The organism is Mycobacterium sp., from assembly GCF_036490025.1.
Classification (GTDB): Bacteria; Actinomycetota; Actinomycetes; order Mycobacteriales; family Mycobacteriaceae; genus Mycobacterium.
The window spans coordinates 1-19,758 of record NZ_DASXEP010000011.1; the positions used below are offsets into that span (position 1 = coordinate 1).

Consider the following 19,758-nt stretch of genomic DNA (forward strand, 5'->3'; position numbering starts at 1 on the left):
GACGAGACGTTGTGTGAGGCCAACGGGTTCTGCGAATCGTTGGCGCCCGACATCTTCGAGATCGGGAAGTCCGACGTGGTGCACGTCGCCGACGGCGAGGTGCCGGAGCATTTGAAGATCGACGTGGCGGCCGCGGTCGACCAGTGCCCGAAAGCCGCGCTGCGGCTCGTCGACTGACCCGCCTACCGCGCGGTCAGGGTTACCGGCATCTCGTCGTAGATCGACATGTTGGTGGTCAGATTCGGGTAGGTCACCCGGGCCTGCCCGAGAGCGAATCCGTCGCCGCGCAGTAGCAGTTCGTCGAACACCGCGCGTAGTTCCGCGCGGGCCAGCATGGCGCCCAGGCAGTGGTGTGGCCCGCCGCCGCCGAAGGCGACATGCGGATTGGGTTGACGGCCGATGTCGAAGGTGAACGGCGAGGAGAACACCTCCTCGTCGCGGTTGGCCGAACGCAACATCGCGACCACCCGTTCGCCTTTGGGGATGTGCTGACCGTCCATTTCGATGTCGACCGCGGTGGTGCGGGTCCAGTACGCCACCGGCGACGCCCAGCGCAGCACCTCCTCGACGGCGCCGGGCCGCAGGGACTCGTCGTCGCGATATCGTTCGATCTGCTCGGGGTTCGCGACGAACGCCTGCAGGCCGATTGCCAGCGCGTTCTTAGTGGTGTCGCTGCCGGCGAATGTGAGCACAAAGAAAAAGAATTCGAGTTCGTTGCTGGGCAGGCTGAATTCCTCACCGTCTTCACCGGTGATCACCGCGGACGCCAGGGTGCTCCAGATGTCGTCGGTGGGATTGCGCCGCTTCTCGGCGGTGAGCTCCATTGCGTAGCCGAAGACGGTGCCGAACAGGTCGATTCCGTCTTGCGGGGTCAGCTTCGACCCGGGCGAGCGGGCTTTCAGGATCCGGTCCAACGAATCGAAGATCCGCGGCCTGTCTTCCTCGGGGATGCCGAGGATGTCACCGATGACCGTCATCGGGAGCAGGTCGGCGACATCGTCGATCCAGTCGCCGCCGCCGTTCGAGAGCTGGCCGTCGATCATCCGCGCGGCGCGGGCCCGAATGCCGTTCTCGAGTTTGGCGATCGCCCGCGGGTTGAACGCATTCGAGATGAGTTTGCGGCGCTTGTTCAGCTCCGGCGGATCCATGTTGATGATGGTCGGATACGACGAGAACAGGTCAGCCGGCTGGATAAGCGGACCTTCGACGGCGGTGAACGACTCGTAGTCGCGATGCAGCCGCACCGCGTGCCGATGCTTGGTGGTCATCCAGAAGTCCCGTTTGACGGTTTTGGCGACACCCGCCGTCATGCCGTGGCGGAAGAGCGGCCGAGTGTGCCGTAGCTCGGTGAACACATCATCGGGAAAGCCGTTGCGCCACAATCCGAAATCAGACAGATCGACTGTCGAAGCCGTCATCAGCAACCTCGATTCACTCAGACAACCACGCCGCGAACGGTGACGGTTTGCTGACTAACCCTACCGTCGGCGACGTCGCGCGTTGACGTTCAATGCTTAAAATAGTAAAAATAGACGCGAGTCTTCCAAAGCGGCGCGAGCGTCAGCGTGGCCGTGCGCCATTCGGTTGGCGCGGGAACGGAGAGGGCAGTGACGGACACGGTCTCGGACTCCTCGATAGATCCGTCCGAACGCGAGTTCGGGCCGAGCGGCATCAGCCTGTCGCCGTACCGATTCCCCACCGGATGGTTCATCGTCGGCTTCGCCTCGGACCTGGCGCCCGGCGCCGTCAAGCGGATGCACTACTTCGGCGAGGAGATGGTGCTGTTCCGCACCGAGTCCGGCGAAGTGAATGTGCTGGACGCATACTGCCAGCACCTCGGCGCCAACATGGGTGTCGGCGGCACGGTCGAGGGCGAGAACATCGTCTGCCCCTGGCATGGCTGGCAGTGGCGTGGCGACGGCACCAATGCGTTGATCCCCTACAGCAAAATCGGCTGCAAGAACAACGTGCGCGTGCGCACCTACCACAGCACGGAGTGGTACGGGTTCATCCTGGTCTGGCACGAGCGGCACGGCCGCGCGCCCTACTGGCAGCCGCCGATGCTGCCCGAGTTGGAGACCGGTGAGTATTACCCGTTGCACCCGCACAGTCGCATGCTCAATCGGGTCAAGGTGCATGCGCAGATGATCATCGAAAACGCGGCCGACCCGTATCACGTGCAATACGTGCACAAGGCCGCGAATCCGGCCAACACCACTTCGTTCGAGGTCGCCGGCTATCACCTGCATGCCACCGTCAGCGCCCACTTCGGTGGCGGCCGGGGGCAGACCTGGCTGACCCCGAACGGCCCGGTCGACGCGAAGATCGTCTACGACAACTACTCGCTGGGCTTGGGCATCGTCCGCTTCCCCAGCGACCTGGTGGCCACCATCGAGGTAACCGGGCAGACTCCGGTCGACGAGGACTACACCGACTACTTCTATACCCAGGCTTCGGTTCGCGAGCCGGGTGACACCGGCGACGCGCCCACGGGTCGCGCCGCCAAGTTCTTGGCGCTGCAGCAAGAAGTCATCAAGCAGGACTTCTTCACCTGGGAGAACATGAAGTATCTGGAGAAGCCGAATCTCGCACCGGAGGAGGCACGCGACTACGCGGCGCTGCGTCGCTGGGCGCACCGCTTCTATCCGGGCGAAGAGGCCGCCCGAGACGACTTCGGCTACACCGCCATCGGTGATCCGGACCCGGCGGCTGCAGGAGCCTGATGGCGCGCCTGCCGGTTGGGGCGGCACCCGCATGCGAAGGAAAGCCCATCGCCCCAACTGATTTCGGCGTCGAACGGTTCAGCGTCGCCGCAGTGCTCGATCGTCGTGCCGAGCAGTTTCCGGACCGGGTGATGATGTCGATCGACGGTGTCGAGGTGACCTTCGAGCAGATGCGGCAGCGGTCCTGTAAGGCGGCTGATGCGCTGCTGGACTTGGGTATTGAACCCGGCGACGGCGTCGCATTGTTCGCCGGGACCTGCCCGGAGTGGATCTACTTCTGGTTGGGGGCGGGACGCATCGGCGCGGTGGCCGCTGCCGTGAACGCGGCCAACAAGGGCGACTTCCTGCTGCATGCACTTCGATTGGCCCGGGCCAAGGTGGTGATCAGCGACGCTGAGCGGCAGTCCCGCGTCGCCGAGTTGGCCGATCAGCTGCCCGGGCTGACGAGCGTTGTGATCCCGAACGAGGCACTCGACGAGAAGGCGGGTGTAGTGGCCGAACACGTCGGCGAGGTCGGCGACATCGGATCATTGTTCTTCACCTCCGGCACGACCGGTGCGTCAAAGGCGGTTGCCACCACGTGGCACTACTTGTTCACCACGGCGGCCACGGCCGCCTCGGCCTGGGAGTTCGGTCCCGGCGAGGTGCTGTGGACGGCGATGCCGCTGTTCCATCTCAGCGCCGCGCCGGCGGTGCTGGCGCCGATGCTGATCGGCGGGACGACGGTGCTGGCGCCGGCCTTTCATCCCGCGTCGGTGTGGGACGAGGTGCGTGCCTGCGGCGCCGTGGGTTTCGTCGGCGCCGGTGCGATGGTCTCGATGCTCATGCGTCAGCCGCCGGATTCGCGCGATGCGCAGTTGCCGCTGCGGTTCATCTCCGCGGCGCCGATCGACGCCGCGGTGTACCGCGACATCGAACAGCGTTACGGATGCCGGGTCGTCACCATGTACGGGCTTACCGAGGCCTTCCCGATCGCGGTGAAAAGCGTTGCCGAGCGAGGGGTGCCCGGAACGTCGGGGCGACCGGGCCCGAACTTCGAGGTGCGCATCGTCGACCGGGACGGCAATCCACTGCCGGACGATACGGTGGGTGAGATCGCTTGCCGTCCCCGGTATCCACACGTCATGAGCGAGGGTTACGTGAACCCGTCGGACTTGACTGTCGACTCGCACCCGCAGTGGTTTCGCACCGGCGATCTCGGTGTGCTGGACAGCGACCAGAACCTCACCTACGTGGACCGGGTGAAGGATTCGTTGCGCCGCCGCGGGGAGAACATTTCGTCGGTCGAAATCGAGACCGTGGTCACCGGGCATCCGGCGGTGCTGGAGGCTGCGGTGGTCGGCGTGCCCAGCGACCTGGGGGAGGACGACGTCCTGCTGTTCGTCACCGTGCGACCGAAACGCACCCTGGATTACGCAGCGCTGCTGGACTTTTGCAGTGCCCGCATGCCGTACTTCTCGGTACCGCGATACGTGGAGATCGTCAGCGAGCTGCCGAAGACCGTTATCGGCCGGGTGCGCAAGGATGTTCTTCGCGCCAGAGGTGTCGGATCGGCCGCCTGGGACCGCGAAAGCCACGGCTACATCGTCAGCCGGTGAGACAGGGAGAGATGCAGATGGCCATGACCTATCAGCAGCAGTACATCCTCGACGGCGCCGTGGGGCGTGACGCCATATTGAACCTGACAGCGCGGCACAACCGCTGCTTTTCCGAGGGCGACCGCAACGGATGGATCGCGACATTCCGCCACTCCGGTGCCCGCTTCACCCGCGACGGTAAGGAGTTCACCGATCTGCGTGAGGCTTTCGACGGCGGTAACGGCCGACTGGTCACCGTCGACCACGATATCGCTGTCGACGGCGTCAACGCGACTCAGCGAAGCGTGGCCCTGCTGTTCACCCCGACGGCCGCTGGCACCACGTTGCGCGCCACCGGAAGCTATCGCGATCAGCTGACCTACGAGCGCGGCGGCTGGTACTTCACTTCCCGTGAGCTGCACTGGGATTCGGTGTCGAACGGGCACTTGATCACGGCGTGAAGGGGAAGCGGCAGTTGTCGACATCTATCAGCTACGAGCTCGCGTTCGGGACCTACGAGGATGCCCTGCGCATGGTCGGTGTGGCGTCCGAGCCGAGAACCGCGGGAACTGTGGTGAGCGCGGCGCGGATTCAAATGTTCGCCGCTACCGTGCAGGACGGCAACCCGTCGTACTGGGACTCGGATTTCGCGTTGCAGACTTGGGGAGGGCTGGTGGCGCCGCCGGCCCTGCTGATGGGTTGGCTCACCCCGCTGCCGTGGCAGCCGGGCGGACGGCCGCCGGTGTCGGCGATAGCGATTCGGGTACCACTGCCCGGCACGACGTTCGTCAACGCCGCGAACGAAGCCGAATTTCCGTTGCCCATCGTCGAGGGTGACCGGCTCACCGTCGTCGAAGAAGTGGTGTCGGTGTCACTGGAGAAGCAGACCAAGCTCGGGGTCGGCCATTTCATCGAGACCGTGGACACCTTCACCCGCCAGGACGGCGCAGTCGTGGCGACCAACCGCAACACCTTGTTCCGCTTCACCCCGGCGGCGGCGTGACGCTCGATTGGGACCAGATCGTTGTCCCGACGGAATTGCCCGAGGTGCGTGACGAGATCAGCTACCAGCGCGTGGTGATGAACTCCGGGTCCACCTGGGATTACTTTCCGGGGCACTTCGACCCGAATTATGCTGAAAAACAAGGCCATCCGACGATTTTCGTCAACACGATGCACCTGGCCGGTTTCGCCGACCGCATCGCCACCGACTGGGCCGGGCCGCGAAGCCGGGTGGTGCGCCGAAAGATGCGGCTCGCCGGTTCAATCTATGCCGGCGACACGATGGTGGGCCGCGGGCGCGTGGTGGCAAAACCTGCGCCGGACCTGGTCGACCTGCAGATCGAGGTGACGAACCAGCGCGGCGAGCTCTGCTGTCCCGTCGAGCTCACCCTGCAGCTGTCGGGGTGATGCGATGGCCGGCGGCTTGGGCGAACGGCACCTCGCGGTGTGCCGAAGGTTCGGCGAGTCGGTGCGCGCGGCGAACGGAAAATGGGACCGTCGCTCGCCATGCGATGCGTGGAATGCCAGAGGAGTGCTGGAACACGTCATCGGCTTTCACGATGTGTTGCTGCTGCGACCGTTGGGGCTCAAGCCCGATCGCCCACGCGATGATCCACAGATGCGGTGGCGGATGACCTACGGTCAACTCGAGAAAGCACTGGAACCCAGTCGGCGGCTATTCGAACGAGTTGTTGATGTCCCGGAATTGCACGACAACCCGGCGACGCGATTGGATGCCCGCGCGATCATGCCAAATCTCACCCGCGACGTGTTGGTGCACACCTGGGACCTCGCCCGGGCGGTGGGCGCTGACGACCGGTTGGATGCCAGGTGGTGCGAGCATTTCTACGAGGCCTTGCCAACGGATCCCCGAGCGCTGAGCGGTTCTGGAATGTTCGACGCTCCCGTCGCGATAAGTGACCCGGCCGGCGTGCAATCGAAACTCCTTGCCCGGCTGGGCCGCAACCCCGGCTGGCAGCCGCCCAACGACCAAGCTTCGTAATCCGCACGACTTATCGACCACTCGGCCCTCGGCGCCAGCAACAACAGCCCAGGGTTTGAAGCTGGTGTCGTCAGCGCGATTACCGGCCATAAGGATGGTGTATTGGGTCGCCGATAGCGTTGTGCGGCTGCGCGATCACATGAACTTCAAGAGGCCTCGTCTTGAATTCAGTCTGGGTGCTCAGCCTCGACCAGTTTCTGCGAGATTTCGACGATTCGTGTGTTGGACATTTGGGATAGTCGGGTGAGCAGTTTGAAGGCTTTCACAGCATCGATCTTGTAGCGCTCCATGAGCATGCCTTTTGCTTGGCCGATGATGTCGCGGGAGGCCAGCGCACTGTGGAATTGGTCGTCGCGGCGCAGCGCGTTCCATGCGATCGCGGTGTGGGTGGCATAGACCAACCCGATGTCGACGGATTCGGTGGTAAAGGCGTGGGATTGCTCGGCGTAGAGGTTGAGCGCTCCCATCGTGTGCTCATTGGCAAACATCTCAAACGACAGCAGCGACCGGATCGGGGTTCGGTCCAGCGCCTCGCGCCGCCAATTGGGCCACCGGACGTCATGGGCCAGGTCATCGACGCGCACGGTGTGGTGTTCCCACGCCGCCTCCAGGCAAGGACCCTCGCCGTGATCTCTGTGCAGCTGATTGAGCAATGCCGGATAAGGCCCCGTTTCCGCTGGGGTTTCGATACGGCCGCGCCTGGTGACGGTGAGGCTGGCGTCGGTTGCTCCGGGGACCTGGCTTACCGCCGCATGGGTGAGCTCGTCCAAGGCTGCGTCGATGTCTGTGGGCCTTTCCCGGTTCAGGTCGCGCGCCAGGGCTGCTATCTGCAGATGGATGGTATGTCGCGAAGTGTCGTTCACCGAGTCGCTCCTTCCCTCTCGCCCTCTCGAACGGGCGCGTCACGGCGGGCCACCCGGAACCGGTCAAGCGCCCGCCGTCGATTGTTAACTGCAGCGCGCTTGGATCGCTGGCGAATGGCAACTTATCCGGCGCTGAGTTCGACGGTCGTGGGCCGCGTGCGTCGGTGGGTTCCTTGCATCTCCGGATCGGGCACCCCGGCTGGCAGCCGGCGGATAGCTAGCCCGACAACGGCGGCATGGCGCCTTTGCTGATCACCGACTGCAGCTCGACATACTCATGCAGGCCCTCCGGGCCGAACTCGCGGCCAATGCCTGACTGCTTGAAACCGCCGAAGGGACTACCGATGTCGAGGGTGTACATGTTGATGCCGTAGGTGCCGGCCCGCACGCTGGCGGCGACCTCGAGGCCGTGCCCGATATCCGCAGTCCAGACCGATCCGGCCAGACCGTAGTCGCTGTCGTTGGCGATGCGCACCGCGTCTGCCTCGTCGCAGTAGGTCAGCACACTGAGCACCGGGCCGAAGATCTCCTCGCGGGCGATCCGCATGTCGTTGGTGACGTCGGTGAACAGCGTCGGACGCACGTACCAGCCCTGCTCGTGCGGCGCGTCCTCGCCGCCGAGGACCATCCGGGCGCCCTCTTTGACTCCGGATCGGATGAAGTCCTGCACCCGGGCCTGTTGTCGTTGAGCGACCAGCGGTCCGACGTCGGTGGCCTCATCGGCCGGGTCGCCGACCTGCAGGCCCGACATCATCTCGGCCAGCGCGTCGACAACCTCGTCGCGACGCCGCTCGCTGACCAGGATGCGGGTCTGCGCCACGCAGGCCTGGCCGTTGTTCATCAGGCTTGCGGACTTCAGTTCCTTGACCGTTTTTGCGATGTCGGCGTCGTCGAGGATGATCGCCGCCGACTTACCCCCGAGTTCCAGGCTCACCCGCTTGAGTTGCTCTCCGCACAGCGCGGCGATCCGCCGTCCGACCGCACTGGACCCGGTGAACGAGATCTTGTCCACCCCGGGATGGCGCACCAGCGCCTCGCCCACATCGGTACCGCCGGGAAGCACCGACACCACCCCATCGGGCAGGTCGAGCTGCTCGATCATTTCGGCTAACCACAAAGCGTCCAAGGGCGTTTCGGGCGCCGGTTTGACGATGACGGTGCAACCCGCGATCAGGGCGGGAATCAGCTTGGGCATGATCAAGAACTGCGGCACGTTCCACGGCACGATCGCACCGACCACGCCAACCGGGGCGCGGTGCACGTGCACTTCGCCGAGCACACCGTTCCGGCGCTCGTTCCAGGGGAAGTCGCGGGCGACCGCCAAACTGAGATGGATCATCGAAGCCGCCGCGGCGGCCTGACCCAATCGGCTGAAACTGCGCGGAGATCCCATCTCGTCGGTGATCAAGTCGGCCATCTCGTCGAGGTGCCCGGCGTAGATGGTTGCGAGCTCCTCGACCTTGCGCATGCGTTCCTGCGGGTCCAGGCGGGGCCATGGGCCGTGGTCGAAGGCATCACGGGCGGCGGCGACCGCGGCGTCGACGTCCGCGGGCGTCGCCGCGGGAACGTCGCCGACCGGAGTTTCGGAGTGCGGGGAGACGACCGTCAAGCGCTGCCCGGTGGACGGCTCGCGCCAGCGCCCGCCGATGAAAAGCTGGTCGTAGCAACGGTGGTCACGGGTTTCCGGCATGGGATACCACCTTTGAAAAGGCGACGGCAACTTCGCTATTGATGCTAACATAGCAAAAAAGCCGGGGTGCCTGGCATCTGCCTTGGAACAACTGTGAAGGCGACGTGAGCGACGAACTTCGGGTTACAACGGCTTGGCACCATTACCCGTTCCGGCTGGTGCCGGGCGACAGCGCGCTGGATTTCCCTGCCGCCGAAGGCTTGCATACCGACCAGGAGTCGGATACCTGGTTCATCGCCGGCGAGCTGACCGGCGCGACCGGCCGCACATTCGCGTTCCTGACCATCTTCAACAAGAACCGCCCGGGCGGCACCGTGGTGGCCGATTTCTACACGATGTCGCTATTCGATTGCGACACCGGCGAATACGGTACCTATACCGATTACGACATGCCGCCGAAGAACATGCAACCGGATGCCCGACCGAAGATGTCGATGGCCCAGGGACACCTCGACATCCGGTACGAAAGCAGCGCCGGGCCGGTGACGTGGACAACCTGCCGCGACGACGATGGCGAACTGCGGCCCTATACCTACCGGGTCAGCCTCCGCGGTGCCGATCAGGTCGGTCGGCCGATGGAACTGGACTTGGACGTCACACCGACGCGTGCGCCGGTGCCCGTCGGCGCGGACACCTGCAACGGGAAGATCACCTGCTTCGGCCAGGACGACACCTACTCGTATTTCCAGACCGGCATGGCGATGACTGGAACGCTGCGCTGGGGCGAGCCGCATGACGAGGTCAGCGGCAGCGCAGGACACGTCGATAGGCAATGGTTCCCCAAATACGCCGGCGGCGGGGGAACCGGGGGAGACCCGCGGTCCAGGTCGCACGAATGGCGCACGATCAACCTGGACAATGGGGTCGACATGAGCATTTGGCGACAGTTCGACCGCGTGGACGGCAATGCGCCACAACCCTTTACCGGGGTGACGGTGAGTTACCCCGACCCGGCGAACCCTCCGGAATGCGCAGAGGACGTCGAGATCACGGTGACCAGCTACGTGCGATGGCCCGATTCGATTCGGTCGCTGCTGCGGCCGCCGGCGCCCGATCGGTTCATGCCGGATCGCCACCGGCTGCGTTGTCCCAGTTTGGAACTGGACCTCATCGGGGAGCCCATGGTGCCGGCGCCCGCACACGGCCTGCCGATCGAATACATGGAAGGGCCGTTTCGCTACCGCGGAACGATGCGGGGAGAACCGGTGAGCGGCTTCGCGTTCTACGAGCGCTCGCTGGCACTGTACCGGGACTGGGAGCTGATCGATGTGCTGGCATCGACTCTCGAGAACACCGATGCCGTCGATCAACTGCGCTCACTAGTCGCTTCGGACAATCGGTCACAAGCGCGAAAGTTGTTGCAGGCCATGCTCGTAGAGCTGCCCGCTGATGACACTGGCCGCCGAGACGTCGTCGAAGGAATGATCGGGGCGCTGTCTGCCGACAACTGACCATGACGCGGCGGCCGTCACCCCCCAGGGGGTTCCCAGGCGAATCCGCCCGGAGTGCTTACGCAGTTGACCGGGCCGTCCGTGTTCGAAACGGCTGACGCGCCCGTCTGATCCGGGCCGCAGGGCATGCCGACCGCCGGCCGGGTGTCCAGGCCGTTGGGTGGAGTCGAGGTCGGTCGAGTCGTTTGCGGAACCGTCGCTTGCGACGGCGAGTTCACCGGCGCAGTGGTGGTCGGCGCGGATTTGGTCGTCGATGGCCGGGTCGTCACCGATGCCTCCGTGGTGGCGACGGGCCGCGGGCTGGTCGAGGGTAAGGGCGGCGGGGCGATGATCGCCCGCGGCGGCAAGCTCGCAGCCGGGGCCGTGGGTTCGGCGGAGGTGGACTCGAGATTGGTTGGTGTGTCGCCGGATTGAGAAGCCGAGCGCAGGGCTCTGACACCGAGGAACCAAGCCAGCAGCACGACCACGATCACGCCGCCGATCGCCGCTGAATGCAGCACTCGGCGCCGGTGCGCCTCGGCCGATGCGTCGTCGCTGGAGTCGTCGGAGCCGGTAGGTCCGGTGGGCTTGACGACATCGTCGACGTCGTTGTCTGGCACGGCATTTGGTGATGCGAGCACGTCGTGGCTTTCGGTCACGGGTTGCTGCGATGCGGCAGGTGCGGCTACCGTGGCGGGCGCGATGACGTCGGGCTTCGGGGTTGCGAGAGATTGCGTGGCGGCGGCATCTGTGCTCTCGGATGCGTCGCGGAAGATGGACGCCGCTCGTAGTTCAGACGTGGCGCGGATGTGTGACCGGGTACCGCCGTTCGACTCGATCGCTTTGGCAAAGTCTCGGCAGCGCCGGAATCTGTCCAGGGGATCCTGGGAGAGTGCCCGGGCGAAGATCGCGTCGAATTCGACCAAGTCCGGTCGGATATCGCTGGGCCTCGGCGGTCGCTCGTTGAGGTGCTTGTCGACCACCACGGACCGGTTGAAATGGGCGAACGGTGGTGAGCCGGTCAAGAGGTGAAAAGCGCTGCCCGCCAACGCATATTGGTCGGCCCGACCATCGAGCTCGTCGTCCAGCAACTGCTCGGGCGCCGTATAGCTTGCTGTCCCGATGAACACTCCCGGCCGGGTCAGAGTGTTGTGAGCGCCGAGGGGCCGCGCTACGCCGAAGCCCGTCAACGCAATTCGTTTTCTGTCCGCCGGCGATTTGCTGACCAGGATGTTGCCGGGATTCAGATAGCGGTGCAGTACCCCGCGGTCGTGCGCGTAGTCGAGGGCGTCTGCGATCGCGGACACGATCTCGATCACCATCCTCGGCGGCATGCCTTCGGGATGGCTGTCGCCGAGCAACTGGGCCGTGTCGGCGCCTTCGATGTATTCCGTCGAGAGCCACAGCTGGCCCTCGAACTCCCCACGATCGGTGAGCCCGGCGATGCTCGGGTGCCACAGCGCTGCCGCCTGATCGGACTCCTGGTTGAACCGTTCGCGGTAATCCAGGTCGACGGAAATCTCGGCTGGAATCAGGTGAAGCACTTGTTGGCGCGGAAGCCGCGGATGCTCGGCCAGGTAGAGCTCACCGAACTCTTCGTAGTCGAGCTGCCGGACGATGCTGAACCCGGCGGCCATCGCTCCAATGACCAGCGGCATGGGGAGATGGTACAGACCGGCGTCAGAAAGTCGGGTTTGCGGTGGACCGAGTGAGAATGTCTGCGTGAGTGCACCCGGAAGCCATCAGCGCAGCGCGGCCCTTGCGCACCGGATCCGCCGGATGTCGGGCCGCGACCCACACGAGCCGCACCGAGTGGCCACTCCGCTGGAGCTGCTGTTCGACCTGACATTCGTCGTCGCCTTCGGTGTTTCCGCATCGCAATTCGCCCACATGTTGACATCAGGCCACGCCGGCGCCGGGTTGGCCGGCTTCGCCTTCGCCACGTTCGCGGTCTGCTGGGCGTGGATCAATTTCAGTTGGTTCGCGTCGGCTTATGACACCGACGACTGGGTGTACCGCCTGACGACCATGCTGCAGATGGTGGGTGTCCTGGTCCTCGCATTGGGGATCCCGCAGGTGTTCTCGTCGATAGCCTATGGCCACCACGTCGACAACCGGGCCCTGGTCGGCGGCTACGTGGTGATGCGGGTGGCCATGGTCATCCAGTGGCTGCGCGCCGCCAGGCAAGATCCCGCCCGCAAGGTTGCCTGCCTGAGCTACGCGTGCGCCATCACGATCGCTCAGGTCGGGTGGGTGGTCATCGCGATCGTCAAAAGTTCGCTGGCAGTCACGTTCATCCTGATCGCCGTGATGATCGGAATCGAGCTGATCGGGCCGCTGCTCGACGAGAAGCGGATGGGCGGAACGCCCTGGCATGCGCACCACATCGCCGAGCGCAACGGACTGCTGACGATCATTGCGCTCGGCGAGGGGGTGGTCGGGACGGTTGCGTCGCTCTCGGCGGTAGTTGCCGAACATGGTTGGACGACCGACGCCGCGCTGGTGGCGGTCGCCGGGACCGGCCTGACCTTCGGCATGTGGTGGGTCTATTTCGTGGTTCCGGCCGCTGACCTGCTGCACGCGCACCGCGAGCGGTCCTTCGGCTACGGCTACCTGCACATCGTGCTGTTCGGATCGATCGTCGCGACCGGTGCGGGTCTGCATGCCGCCGCCGATTACATCGAACATCGGTCGGCGATGAATTCGGTTGCCACGGTCCTGGCGGTCGCTGTGCCGGTCGGCGTGTACGTCGGTGCTGTGTACGGAACCTATCTGCTGCTGACCAGGACCTGGGACGGCTTTTTTGCCTCGGTCGTGCTGATGACTCTGTCGGTGCTCGGCGCGGCGACCGGGCTCGCGTCCGCCGGGGTGTCTACCCCGGTGTGTCTGCTGGTTGTGGCGGCAGCGCCGGCCGTGGTGGTCGCAAGCGTTGAATCGCGCGGGCACCGGCGCACCGCGGAACATCTGCAAGCCTCAATTCGGCCCGTGGGCCTGAGCTGACTCAGGGGTAAGTTTTCAGCAAACTCGTGCCGAGCGGGCGGGCTGTGCGATTTTCGCCCAGTGCATCGCGATGCCTCGTCACCCACGGACCGCGACGCCAGCCAGAGTGCAGATTTTTCAGATAACGATTACATAACAATACTGCTTTGATCTGCATAGTTATAGCTACTCAACCGTAACCACCTGCACGCAGCAGGTTTGGTCCAGACGGTGTCGGCGGGCGTTGAGCCGAGTGTTACCCAGCCCACCATTACTCGCGCGTAGAACTCACCAGTAACCAATTTGCTCCAGAAACTCCCAGGTTCCTTATGACACCCTTAGTACAGCCGATGACGCCCCGTTGGCATGACCCGCGGAAGCCGGGCCGGTCCCCATGTGGCCGCCTAACCGGGGCTCAATCGGACCGCAGACGGCATTTACGGGGCAGCGCGGCTCTGGCACGCGACGGACAAGCGCTTTGAGGGAGATACACACGTGACGATCTATGAGCACCATCGAGTGTCCGCTGACCGCGACGGAATCACCGCGGATGGGTCCCATGGCACTCATGCTCTCGTCGATCGTCTGACTGCCGGCGAGGCGTATGCGGTCGCATTCGGCGGCCAGGGCGGTGCGTGGTTGGAGACGCTGGAAGAGCTGGTGTCGTCGGCGGGCATCGAATCTGAACTGGCGACGCTGGTCGGCGAGGTGGACCTGCTGCTCGAGCCGGTGGCCAGCGAGCTCGTGGTGGTGCGGCCGATCGGCTTTGAGCCGCTGCACTGGGTGCGCGCGCTGGCCGCCGAGGACCCGATCCCGTCGGCCAAACACCTGACCTCGGCGGCGGTGTCGCTGCCCGGCGTTCTGCTCACCCAGATTGCCGCGATCCGCACCCTGGCCCGGCAGGGCATGGACTTGATGGCCACCCCGCCGGTGGCCGTCGTCGGGCACTCGCAGGGCATCTTGGGCGTGGAGGCGCTGAAAGCGGCCGGGCAGCGCGACATCGAGTTGCTGGCGCTGGCGCAGCTGATCGGTGCGGCGGGCACGCTGGTGGCCCGCCGACGCGGAATATCAGTGCTTGGCGACCGCTCGCCGATGATGTCGGTCAGCAACGCCGACCCCGAGCTCATCTACCGGCTGCTCGAAGACTTCTCCCGAGACGTTCGCACCGTGCTGCCGCCCGTGCTGTCGATCCGCAACGGCCGGCGCTCGGTCGTCATCACCGGAACCCCCGAGCAGCTGTCTCGCTTCGAGCTGTACTGCAAGCAGATCGCCGAGAAGGAAGAAGCCGACCGCAAGAACAAGATCCGCGGCGGCGACGTTTTCGCGCCGATCTTCGAAGCGGTCCAGGTGGAGGTGGGTTTCCACACGCCAAGGCTCGCCGACGGCATCGACATCGTCGGCGAATGGGCCGAGAAGGTGGGCCTCGACGTCGGATTGGCGCGCGCGACAGCGGAGGCCATCCTGGTCCAACCGGTGGACTGGGTGGACGAGGTGATCAGGGTCCACGAGGCGGGCGCCCGCTGGATTCTCGACCTCGGCCCCGGCGACATCCTGACTCGTCTGACCGCGCCGGTCATCCGCGGACTCGGCGTCGGGATCGTGCCCGCGGCCACCCGCGGCGGCCAGCGCAACCTGTTCACCGTCGGCGCTGTTCCCGAGGTGGCCCGGCCCTGGTCGAGCTATGCCCCGTCGGTGGTCAGCCTTCCCGACGGCCGGGTCAAACTCTCGACGAAGTTCACCCGGCTGACCGGCCGGTCGCCGATCCTGCTGGCGGGAATGACGCCGACCACCGTCGACGCCAAGATCGTTGCCGCCGCGGCCAATGCCGGCCACTGGGCTGAGCTCGCCGGCGGCGGGCAGGTCACCGAACCGATCTTCAACGACCGCATCGAGCAGCTCTCCGGACTGCTCGAGCCCGGCCGCACCTACCAGTTCAACGCGCTGTTCCTCGACCCTTACCTGTGGAAGCTGCAGGTCGGCGGTAAACGGCTGGTGCAGAAGGCCCGTCAATCCGGCGCGGCGATCGACGGTCTGGTCGTCAGTGCCGGCATCCCCGAGCTGGAAGATGCCGTCGAGCTGATCGAAGAGCTCAACGAGATCGGCATCAGCCACGTGGTGTTCAAGCCGGGCACTGTCGAGCAGATCCGCTCCGTTATCCGCATCGCTACCGAAGTGCCGACCAAGCCGGTCATCATGCACGTCGAGGGTGGACGCGCCGGCGGCCATCACTCGTGGGAAGACCTCGACGATCTGTTGCTGGCCACGTACTCGGAACTGCGGTCGCGACCCAACATCACCGTCTGCGTCGGCGGCGGCATCGGCACGCCCGAGCGGGCGGCCGAATACCTGTCCGGGCGCTGGGCCCTGTCCTACGGCTTCCCGCTGATGCCGATCGACGGCATCCTGGTCGGCACCGCCGCGATGGCGGCGCTGGAGTCCACCACCTCGCCTTCGGTCAAGCAGATGCTGGTCGACATCCAGGGCACCGAGCACTGGATCAGCGCCGGAAAAGCCCAGGGCGGCATGGCTTCCAGTCGCAGCCAGCTCGGCGCCGACATCCACGAGATCGACAACTCCGCGTCGCGATGCGGCCGGCTGCTCGATGAGGTCGCCGGGGACGCCGACGCCGTCGCCGCGCGCCGCGACGAGATCATCGCCGCGATGGCCAACACCGCCAAGCCGTACTTCGGCGACGTCGACGAGATGACCTATCTGCAGTGGCTGCAGCGTTACGTCGAGTTGGCCATCGGTGACGGCGACAGCACCGCAGACACCGCCGAGCCGGGCAGCCCCTGGCTGGCCGACACCTGGCGTGAGCGGTTCGAGCAGATGCTGCAACGCGCCGAGGCGCGGCTGCACCCGCAAGACTCCGGGCCGATCGACACGGTGTTCGGCGACGCTGCCCTGCTGGAACGACCTGACGAGGCCATCGCCGCGCTGGTGGCCCGCTACCCGGATGCCGAAACCGTGCAGCTGCACCCGGCCGACGTCCCGTTCTTCGTCACGCTGTGCAAGACGCTGGGCAAGCCGGTGAACTTCGTGCCGGTGATCGACAAGGACGTTCGCCGTTGGTGGCGAAGCGATTCGCTGTGGCAGGCGCACGACGCCCGCTACGACGCCGACCAGGTCTGCATCATCCCCGGCACCGCTGCGGTCGCCGGCATCACCCGGCTCGACGAGCCGGTCGGCGAGCTGCTGGACCGCTTCGAGCAAGCCGCCATCGACGACGTGCTCTCCACCGGGGCCACGCCGACGCCGGTTACCGCACGGCGACAGGGCCGCATCGATGTGCGCGGGCCGCTGGCCATGGTGCTCGACGCGCCGGATGTGTTGTGGGCCGGCCGTGTCGCCACCAACCCGGTGCACCGCATCGCCGACCCCGGCGAGTGGCAGGTGCACGACGGGCCGGAGGAATCGCGAGCCACCCACTCGTCCACGGGGGCGCGCCTGCAAGCCTTCAGAATCGACGGAGCCGACCAGGTTGTACTGAGTGTGCCGATCGCCGGTGTGTGGATTGATATCCGATTCAGCTTGCCCGCCAACACAATTGACGGCGCAATTCCGGTGATCCGCACCAAGGACGCGATCGAGGCCATGCGTTCGGTGCTGGCGATCGCGGCCGGCGCCGACGGCCCGGATACGCTGCCGCGCGTGCACAACGGCACCGCGACCGTGACCGTGCAGTGGGACCCCGAGCGGGTCGCCGACCACACCGGAGTCACCGCCATCTTCGGTGAGCCGTTGGCGCCCACCCTCACCACTGTGCCCGACGCTCTGGTCGGCCGCTGCTGGCCCGCGGTCTTCGCAGCTATCGGTTCCGCGGTCACCGGTGCCGGCGTCCCGGTCGTGGAAGGCTTGCTGAGCCTGGTGCATTTGGACCATGCCGCCCACCTGGTCGCCAAACTGCCCGCCGAGACAGCCGAATTGACCGTCACCGCAACGACTTCGGTCGCCACCGACACCGAAGTCGGCCGAGTGGTCCCGATCTCGGTGACGGTGGCCACGGCTGACCGCACGGTGCTTGCCACCATGGAGGAGCGGTTCGCCATCCGTGGCCGCACCGGCGCTGCCGAGCTGACCGACCCGCTGCGGGCCGGCGGCGCGGTGTCCGAGAACGCCACCGACACCCCGCGGCGGCGCCGGCGCGACGTCACGCTCACCGCGCCGGTCGACATGCGGCCGTTCGCCGTGGTGTCCGGTGACCACAACCCGATCCACACCGACCGGGCCGCCGCGCTGCTGGCCGGCCTGGAATCGCCGATCGTGCATGGCATGTGGCTGTCGGCCGCCGCGCAACACGTCGCCACCGCCACCGACGGGCAGGCCCGGCCCCCGGCCCGGCTGATCGGCTGGACGGCCCGCTTCCTGGGCATGGTGCGTCCCGGTGACGAGGTCGACTTCCGCGTCGATCGCGTCGGAATCGACCGCGGTGCAGAGGTTTTAGAGATCGCCGCCCGCATCGGTTCGGACTTGGTGATGTCGGCCACCGCACGGTTGGCCGCGCCCAAGACGGTCTACGCCTTCCCGGGCCAGGGCATCCAGCACAAGGGCATGGGGATGGAAGTCCGGGCCCGCTCCAAGGCCGCCCGCAAGGTGTGGGACGACGCCGACAAATACACCCGCGAAACGCTGGGCTTCTCGATCCTGCACGTGGTGCGGGACAACCCGACCAGCCTCACCGCCAGTGGTGTGCACTATCAACACCCCGACGGCGTGCTGAACCTTACCCAGTTCACCCAGGTCGCGATGGCGACCGTGGCCGCGGCGCAGGTCGCCGAGATGCGCGAGCAGGGTGCGTTCGTCGAGGATGCGATCGCCTGCGGTCACTCCGTCGGTGAGTACACGGCGCTGGCCTGCGTGAGCGACATCTATGGACTGGAAGCGTTGCTGGAGACGGTGTTTCAGCGCGGATCCAACATGCACGACATCGTGCCGCGCGACGAGCTGGGCCGCTCCAACTACCGGCTGGCGGCGATCCGCCCGTCGCAGATCTATCTCGACGACGCCGACGTACCGGAGTTCGTCGAGGAGATTTCGCGGCGCACCGGTGAGTTCCTGCAGATCGTCAACTTCAACCTGCGCGGCTCGCAGTACGCGATCGCCGGCACGGTCCGGGGTTTGGAGGAACTGGAGGCCGAGGTCGAGCGGCGTCGTGAACTCGCCGGCGGTCGACGGTCGTTCATCTTGGTGCCGGGCATCGACGTGCCGTTCCACTCCGAGGTGCTGCGGGTCGGCGTCGCGGAATTCCGCCGTTCGCTGGAGCGAGTCATGCCGCGCGACAAGGATCCCGAGGTGATCATCGGGCGCTACATCCCCAACTTGGTGCCGCGTCCGTTCAGCCTCGACCGCGACTTCATCCAGGAGATCCGCGATCTGGTGCCGGCCGAGCCGCTCGACGAGATCCTCGCGGACTACGACACCTGGCTTAACGAACGGCCTTTCGACATGGCGCGCACGGTGTTCATCGAGCTGCTGGCCTGGCAGTTCGCCAGTCCGGTGCGCTGGATCGAAACCCAGGATCTGCTGTTCACTGAGGAGGCCGCGGGCGGCATGGGTGTGGAGCGGTTCGTCGAGATCGGCGTGAAGTCGTCGCCGACGGTTGCCGGACTTGCTACCAATACCCTCAAGCTGCCCGAATATGCCCACAGCACAGTCGAAGTGCTGAACGCCGAGCGCGACGCCGCGGTGCTGTTCGCCACCGACACCGACCCCGAGCCCGACGACATCATGGACGAGGCTGATGATTCCAGCGAGGCCGCTGCCTCGCCGGAGGGTGCACTCAACCCCAATGTCGTCCCTGCCGTCGCTCCGGCTGCCGCCGGAGCTCCATCAGGCACTCCGCGCCCAGACGACATCGGGTTCGATGCCGCCGACGCGACGCTGGCGTTGATAGCGCTGTCGGCCAAGATGCGCATCGACCAGATCGAGGAGTTGGACTCCATCGAGTCCATCACCGACGGTGCCTCTTCGCGGCGCAACCAGTTGCTGGTTGACCTTGGTTCCGAGCTGAACCTGGGTGCCATCGACGGCGCCGCCGAGGCCGACCTGGCCGGGCTGCGGGCGCAGGTCACCAAGCTAGCCCGCACCTACAAGCCTTACGGGCCAGTGCTTTCCGACGCGATCAACGATCAGCTGCGGACCATCCTGGGTCCGTCCGGTAAGCGGCCCGCGGCGATCGCCGAGCGGGTGACCAAGACCTGGGAGCTCGGCGAAGGCTGGGTCAAGCACGTCACGGTCGAGGTCGCGTTGGGCACCCGCGAGGGCACCAGCGTTCGCGGTGGGGCAATGGGCAACCTGCACGAGGGTGCGCTGGCTGACGCCGCCGCCGTCGACAGCGTCATCGACACCGCCGTGACGGCCGTGGCCGCACGCCGCGGGATCGCGGTGGCTTTGCCGTCCAGCGGCGGTGGCGGCGGTGCGACCGTCGACGCGGCCGCGCTCGGCGAGTTCACCGAACAGATCACCGGCCGCGACGGCGTGCTCGCTTCGGC

Annotated in this window: 14 protein-coding genes; 10 read left to right on the top strand and 4 right to left on the bottom strand. The window is 66.0% G+C overall.

The window, feature by feature from the left end; all coding sequences use genetic code 11:
- The coding region (locus tag VGG53_RS01180) for a ferredoxin (protein WP_331516134.1) at positions 1-177 on the top strand (177 nt) is incomplete at its 5' end.
- 5 nt (positions 178-182) lie between these two features.
- On the opposite strand, the gene VGG53_RS01185 is transcribed toward VGG53_RS01180, so the two are convergent.
- Positions 183-1,418 carry a cytochrome P450 gene (locus VGG53_RS01185; RefSeq protein ID WP_331516122.1) on the bottom strand — a complete coding sequence of 412 codons (1,236 nt, stop codon included), beginning with the start codon at positions 1,416-1,418 and terminating at the stop codon, positions 183-185.
- 189 nt (positions 1,419-1,607) lie between these two features.
- Between VGG53_RS01185 and VGG53_RS01190 the strand changes: the two genes are divergently transcribed.
- The 6 genes from VGG53_RS01190 to VGG53_RS01215 all read left to right on the top strand — a co-directional run bounded on the left by VGG53_RS01190 (position 1,608) and on the right by VGG53_RS01215 (position 6,305).
- Entirely contained in the window at positions 1,608-2,723 is a 1,116-nt protein-coding gene (locus VGG53_RS01190) for an aromatic ring-hydroxylating oxygenase subunit alpha (protein ID WP_331516123.1), read from the top strand.
- The gene (locus VGG53_RS01195) at positions 2,723-4,321 is read left to right on the top strand and encodes an AMP-binding protein (protein WP_331516124.1); all 1,599 of its coding nucleotides are present in this window, start codon (positions 2,723-2,725) and stop codon (positions 4,319-4,321) included. The genes VGG53_RS01190 and VGG53_RS01195 overlap by 1 nt, the downstream gene beginning before the upstream one ends.
- A 17-nt stretch (positions 4,322-4,338) precedes the next feature.
- Positions 4,339-4,761: a nuclear transport factor 2 family protein gene (locus VGG53_RS01200; protein ID WP_331516135.1), complete on the top strand. Its 423-nt coding sequence runs from the start codon at positions 4,339-4,341 to the stop codon at positions 4,759-4,761.
- 71 nt (positions 4,762-4,832) lie between these two features.
- On the top strand, positions 4,833-5,303 hold the full coding sequence (locus tag VGG53_RS01205) for an FAS1-like dehydratase domain-containing protein (protein ID WP_331516136.1): 471 nt from the start codon (positions 4,833-4,835) through the stop codon (positions 5,301-5,303).
- Positions 5,300-5,710, top strand: coding sequence for a MaoC family dehydratase (locus VGG53_RS01210; RefSeq protein ID WP_331516125.1), 411 nt, complete (start codon positions 5,300-5,302; stop codon positions 5,708-5,710). The genes VGG53_RS01205 and VGG53_RS01210 overlap by 4 nt, the downstream gene beginning before the upstream one ends.
- A 4-nt stretch (positions 5,711-5,714) precedes the next feature.
- The gene (locus VGG53_RS01215; protein ID WP_331516126.1) at positions 5,715-6,305 is read left to right on the top strand and encodes a maleylpyruvate isomerase family mycothiol-dependent enzyme; all 591 of its coding nucleotides are present in this window, start codon (positions 5,715-5,717) and stop codon (positions 6,303-6,305) included.
- Positions 6,306-6,472: 167 nt separating this feature from the next.
- Here VGG53_RS01215 and VGG53_RS01220 read toward each other — a convergent pair whose 3' ends face one another.
- Positions 6,473-7,168, bottom strand: a complete 696-nt coding sequence (locus tag VGG53_RS01220; protein ID WP_331516127.1) for a GAF and ANTAR domain-containing protein — start codon at positions 7,166-7,168, stop codon at positions 6,473-6,475.
- Positions 7,169-7,385: 217 nt separating this feature from the next.
- Entirely contained in the window at positions 7,386-8,858 is a 1,473-nt protein-coding gene (locus VGG53_RS01225; RefSeq protein ID WP_331516129.1) for an aldehyde dehydrogenase, read from the bottom strand.
- A 104-nt stretch (positions 8,859-8,962) separates the two neighbouring features.
- On the opposite strand from VGG53_RS01225, the gene VGG53_RS01230 reads away from it, so the two are divergent.
- Positions 8,963-10,309, top strand: a complete 1,347-nt coding sequence (locus tag VGG53_RS01230) for a lipocalin-like domain-containing protein (RefSeq protein ID WP_331516130.1) — start codon at positions 8,963-8,965, stop codon at positions 10,307-10,309.
- A gap of 17 nt (positions 10,310-10,326) precedes the next feature.
- Here the strand turns inward: VGG53_RS01230 and VGG53_RS01235 are convergent, their stop codons facing one another.
- A complete protein-coding gene (locus VGG53_RS01235; RefSeq protein WP_331516131.1) occupies positions 10,327-11,946 on the bottom strand; it encodes a protein kinase domain-containing protein in 1,620 nt (539 codons plus the stop codon).
- Positions 11,947-12,067: 121 nt separating this feature from the next.
- Between VGG53_RS01235 and VGG53_RS01240 the strand changes: the two genes are divergently transcribed.
- Both VGG53_RS01240 and VGG53_RS01245 read left to right on the top strand, forming a co-directional pair.
- Positions 12,068-13,288 carry a low temperature requirement protein A gene (locus tag VGG53_RS01240; RefSeq protein WP_331516137.1) on the top strand — a complete coding sequence of 407 codons (1,221 nt, stop codon included), beginning with the start codon at positions 12,068-12,070 and terminating at the stop codon, positions 13,286-13,288.
- 474 nt (positions 13,289-13,762) lie between these two features.
- Positions 13,763-19,758: fatty acid synthase subunit beta domain-containing protein (locus VGG53_RS01245; RefSeq protein WP_331516132.1), on the top strand; the 5,996-nt coding region annotated here is incomplete at its 3' end.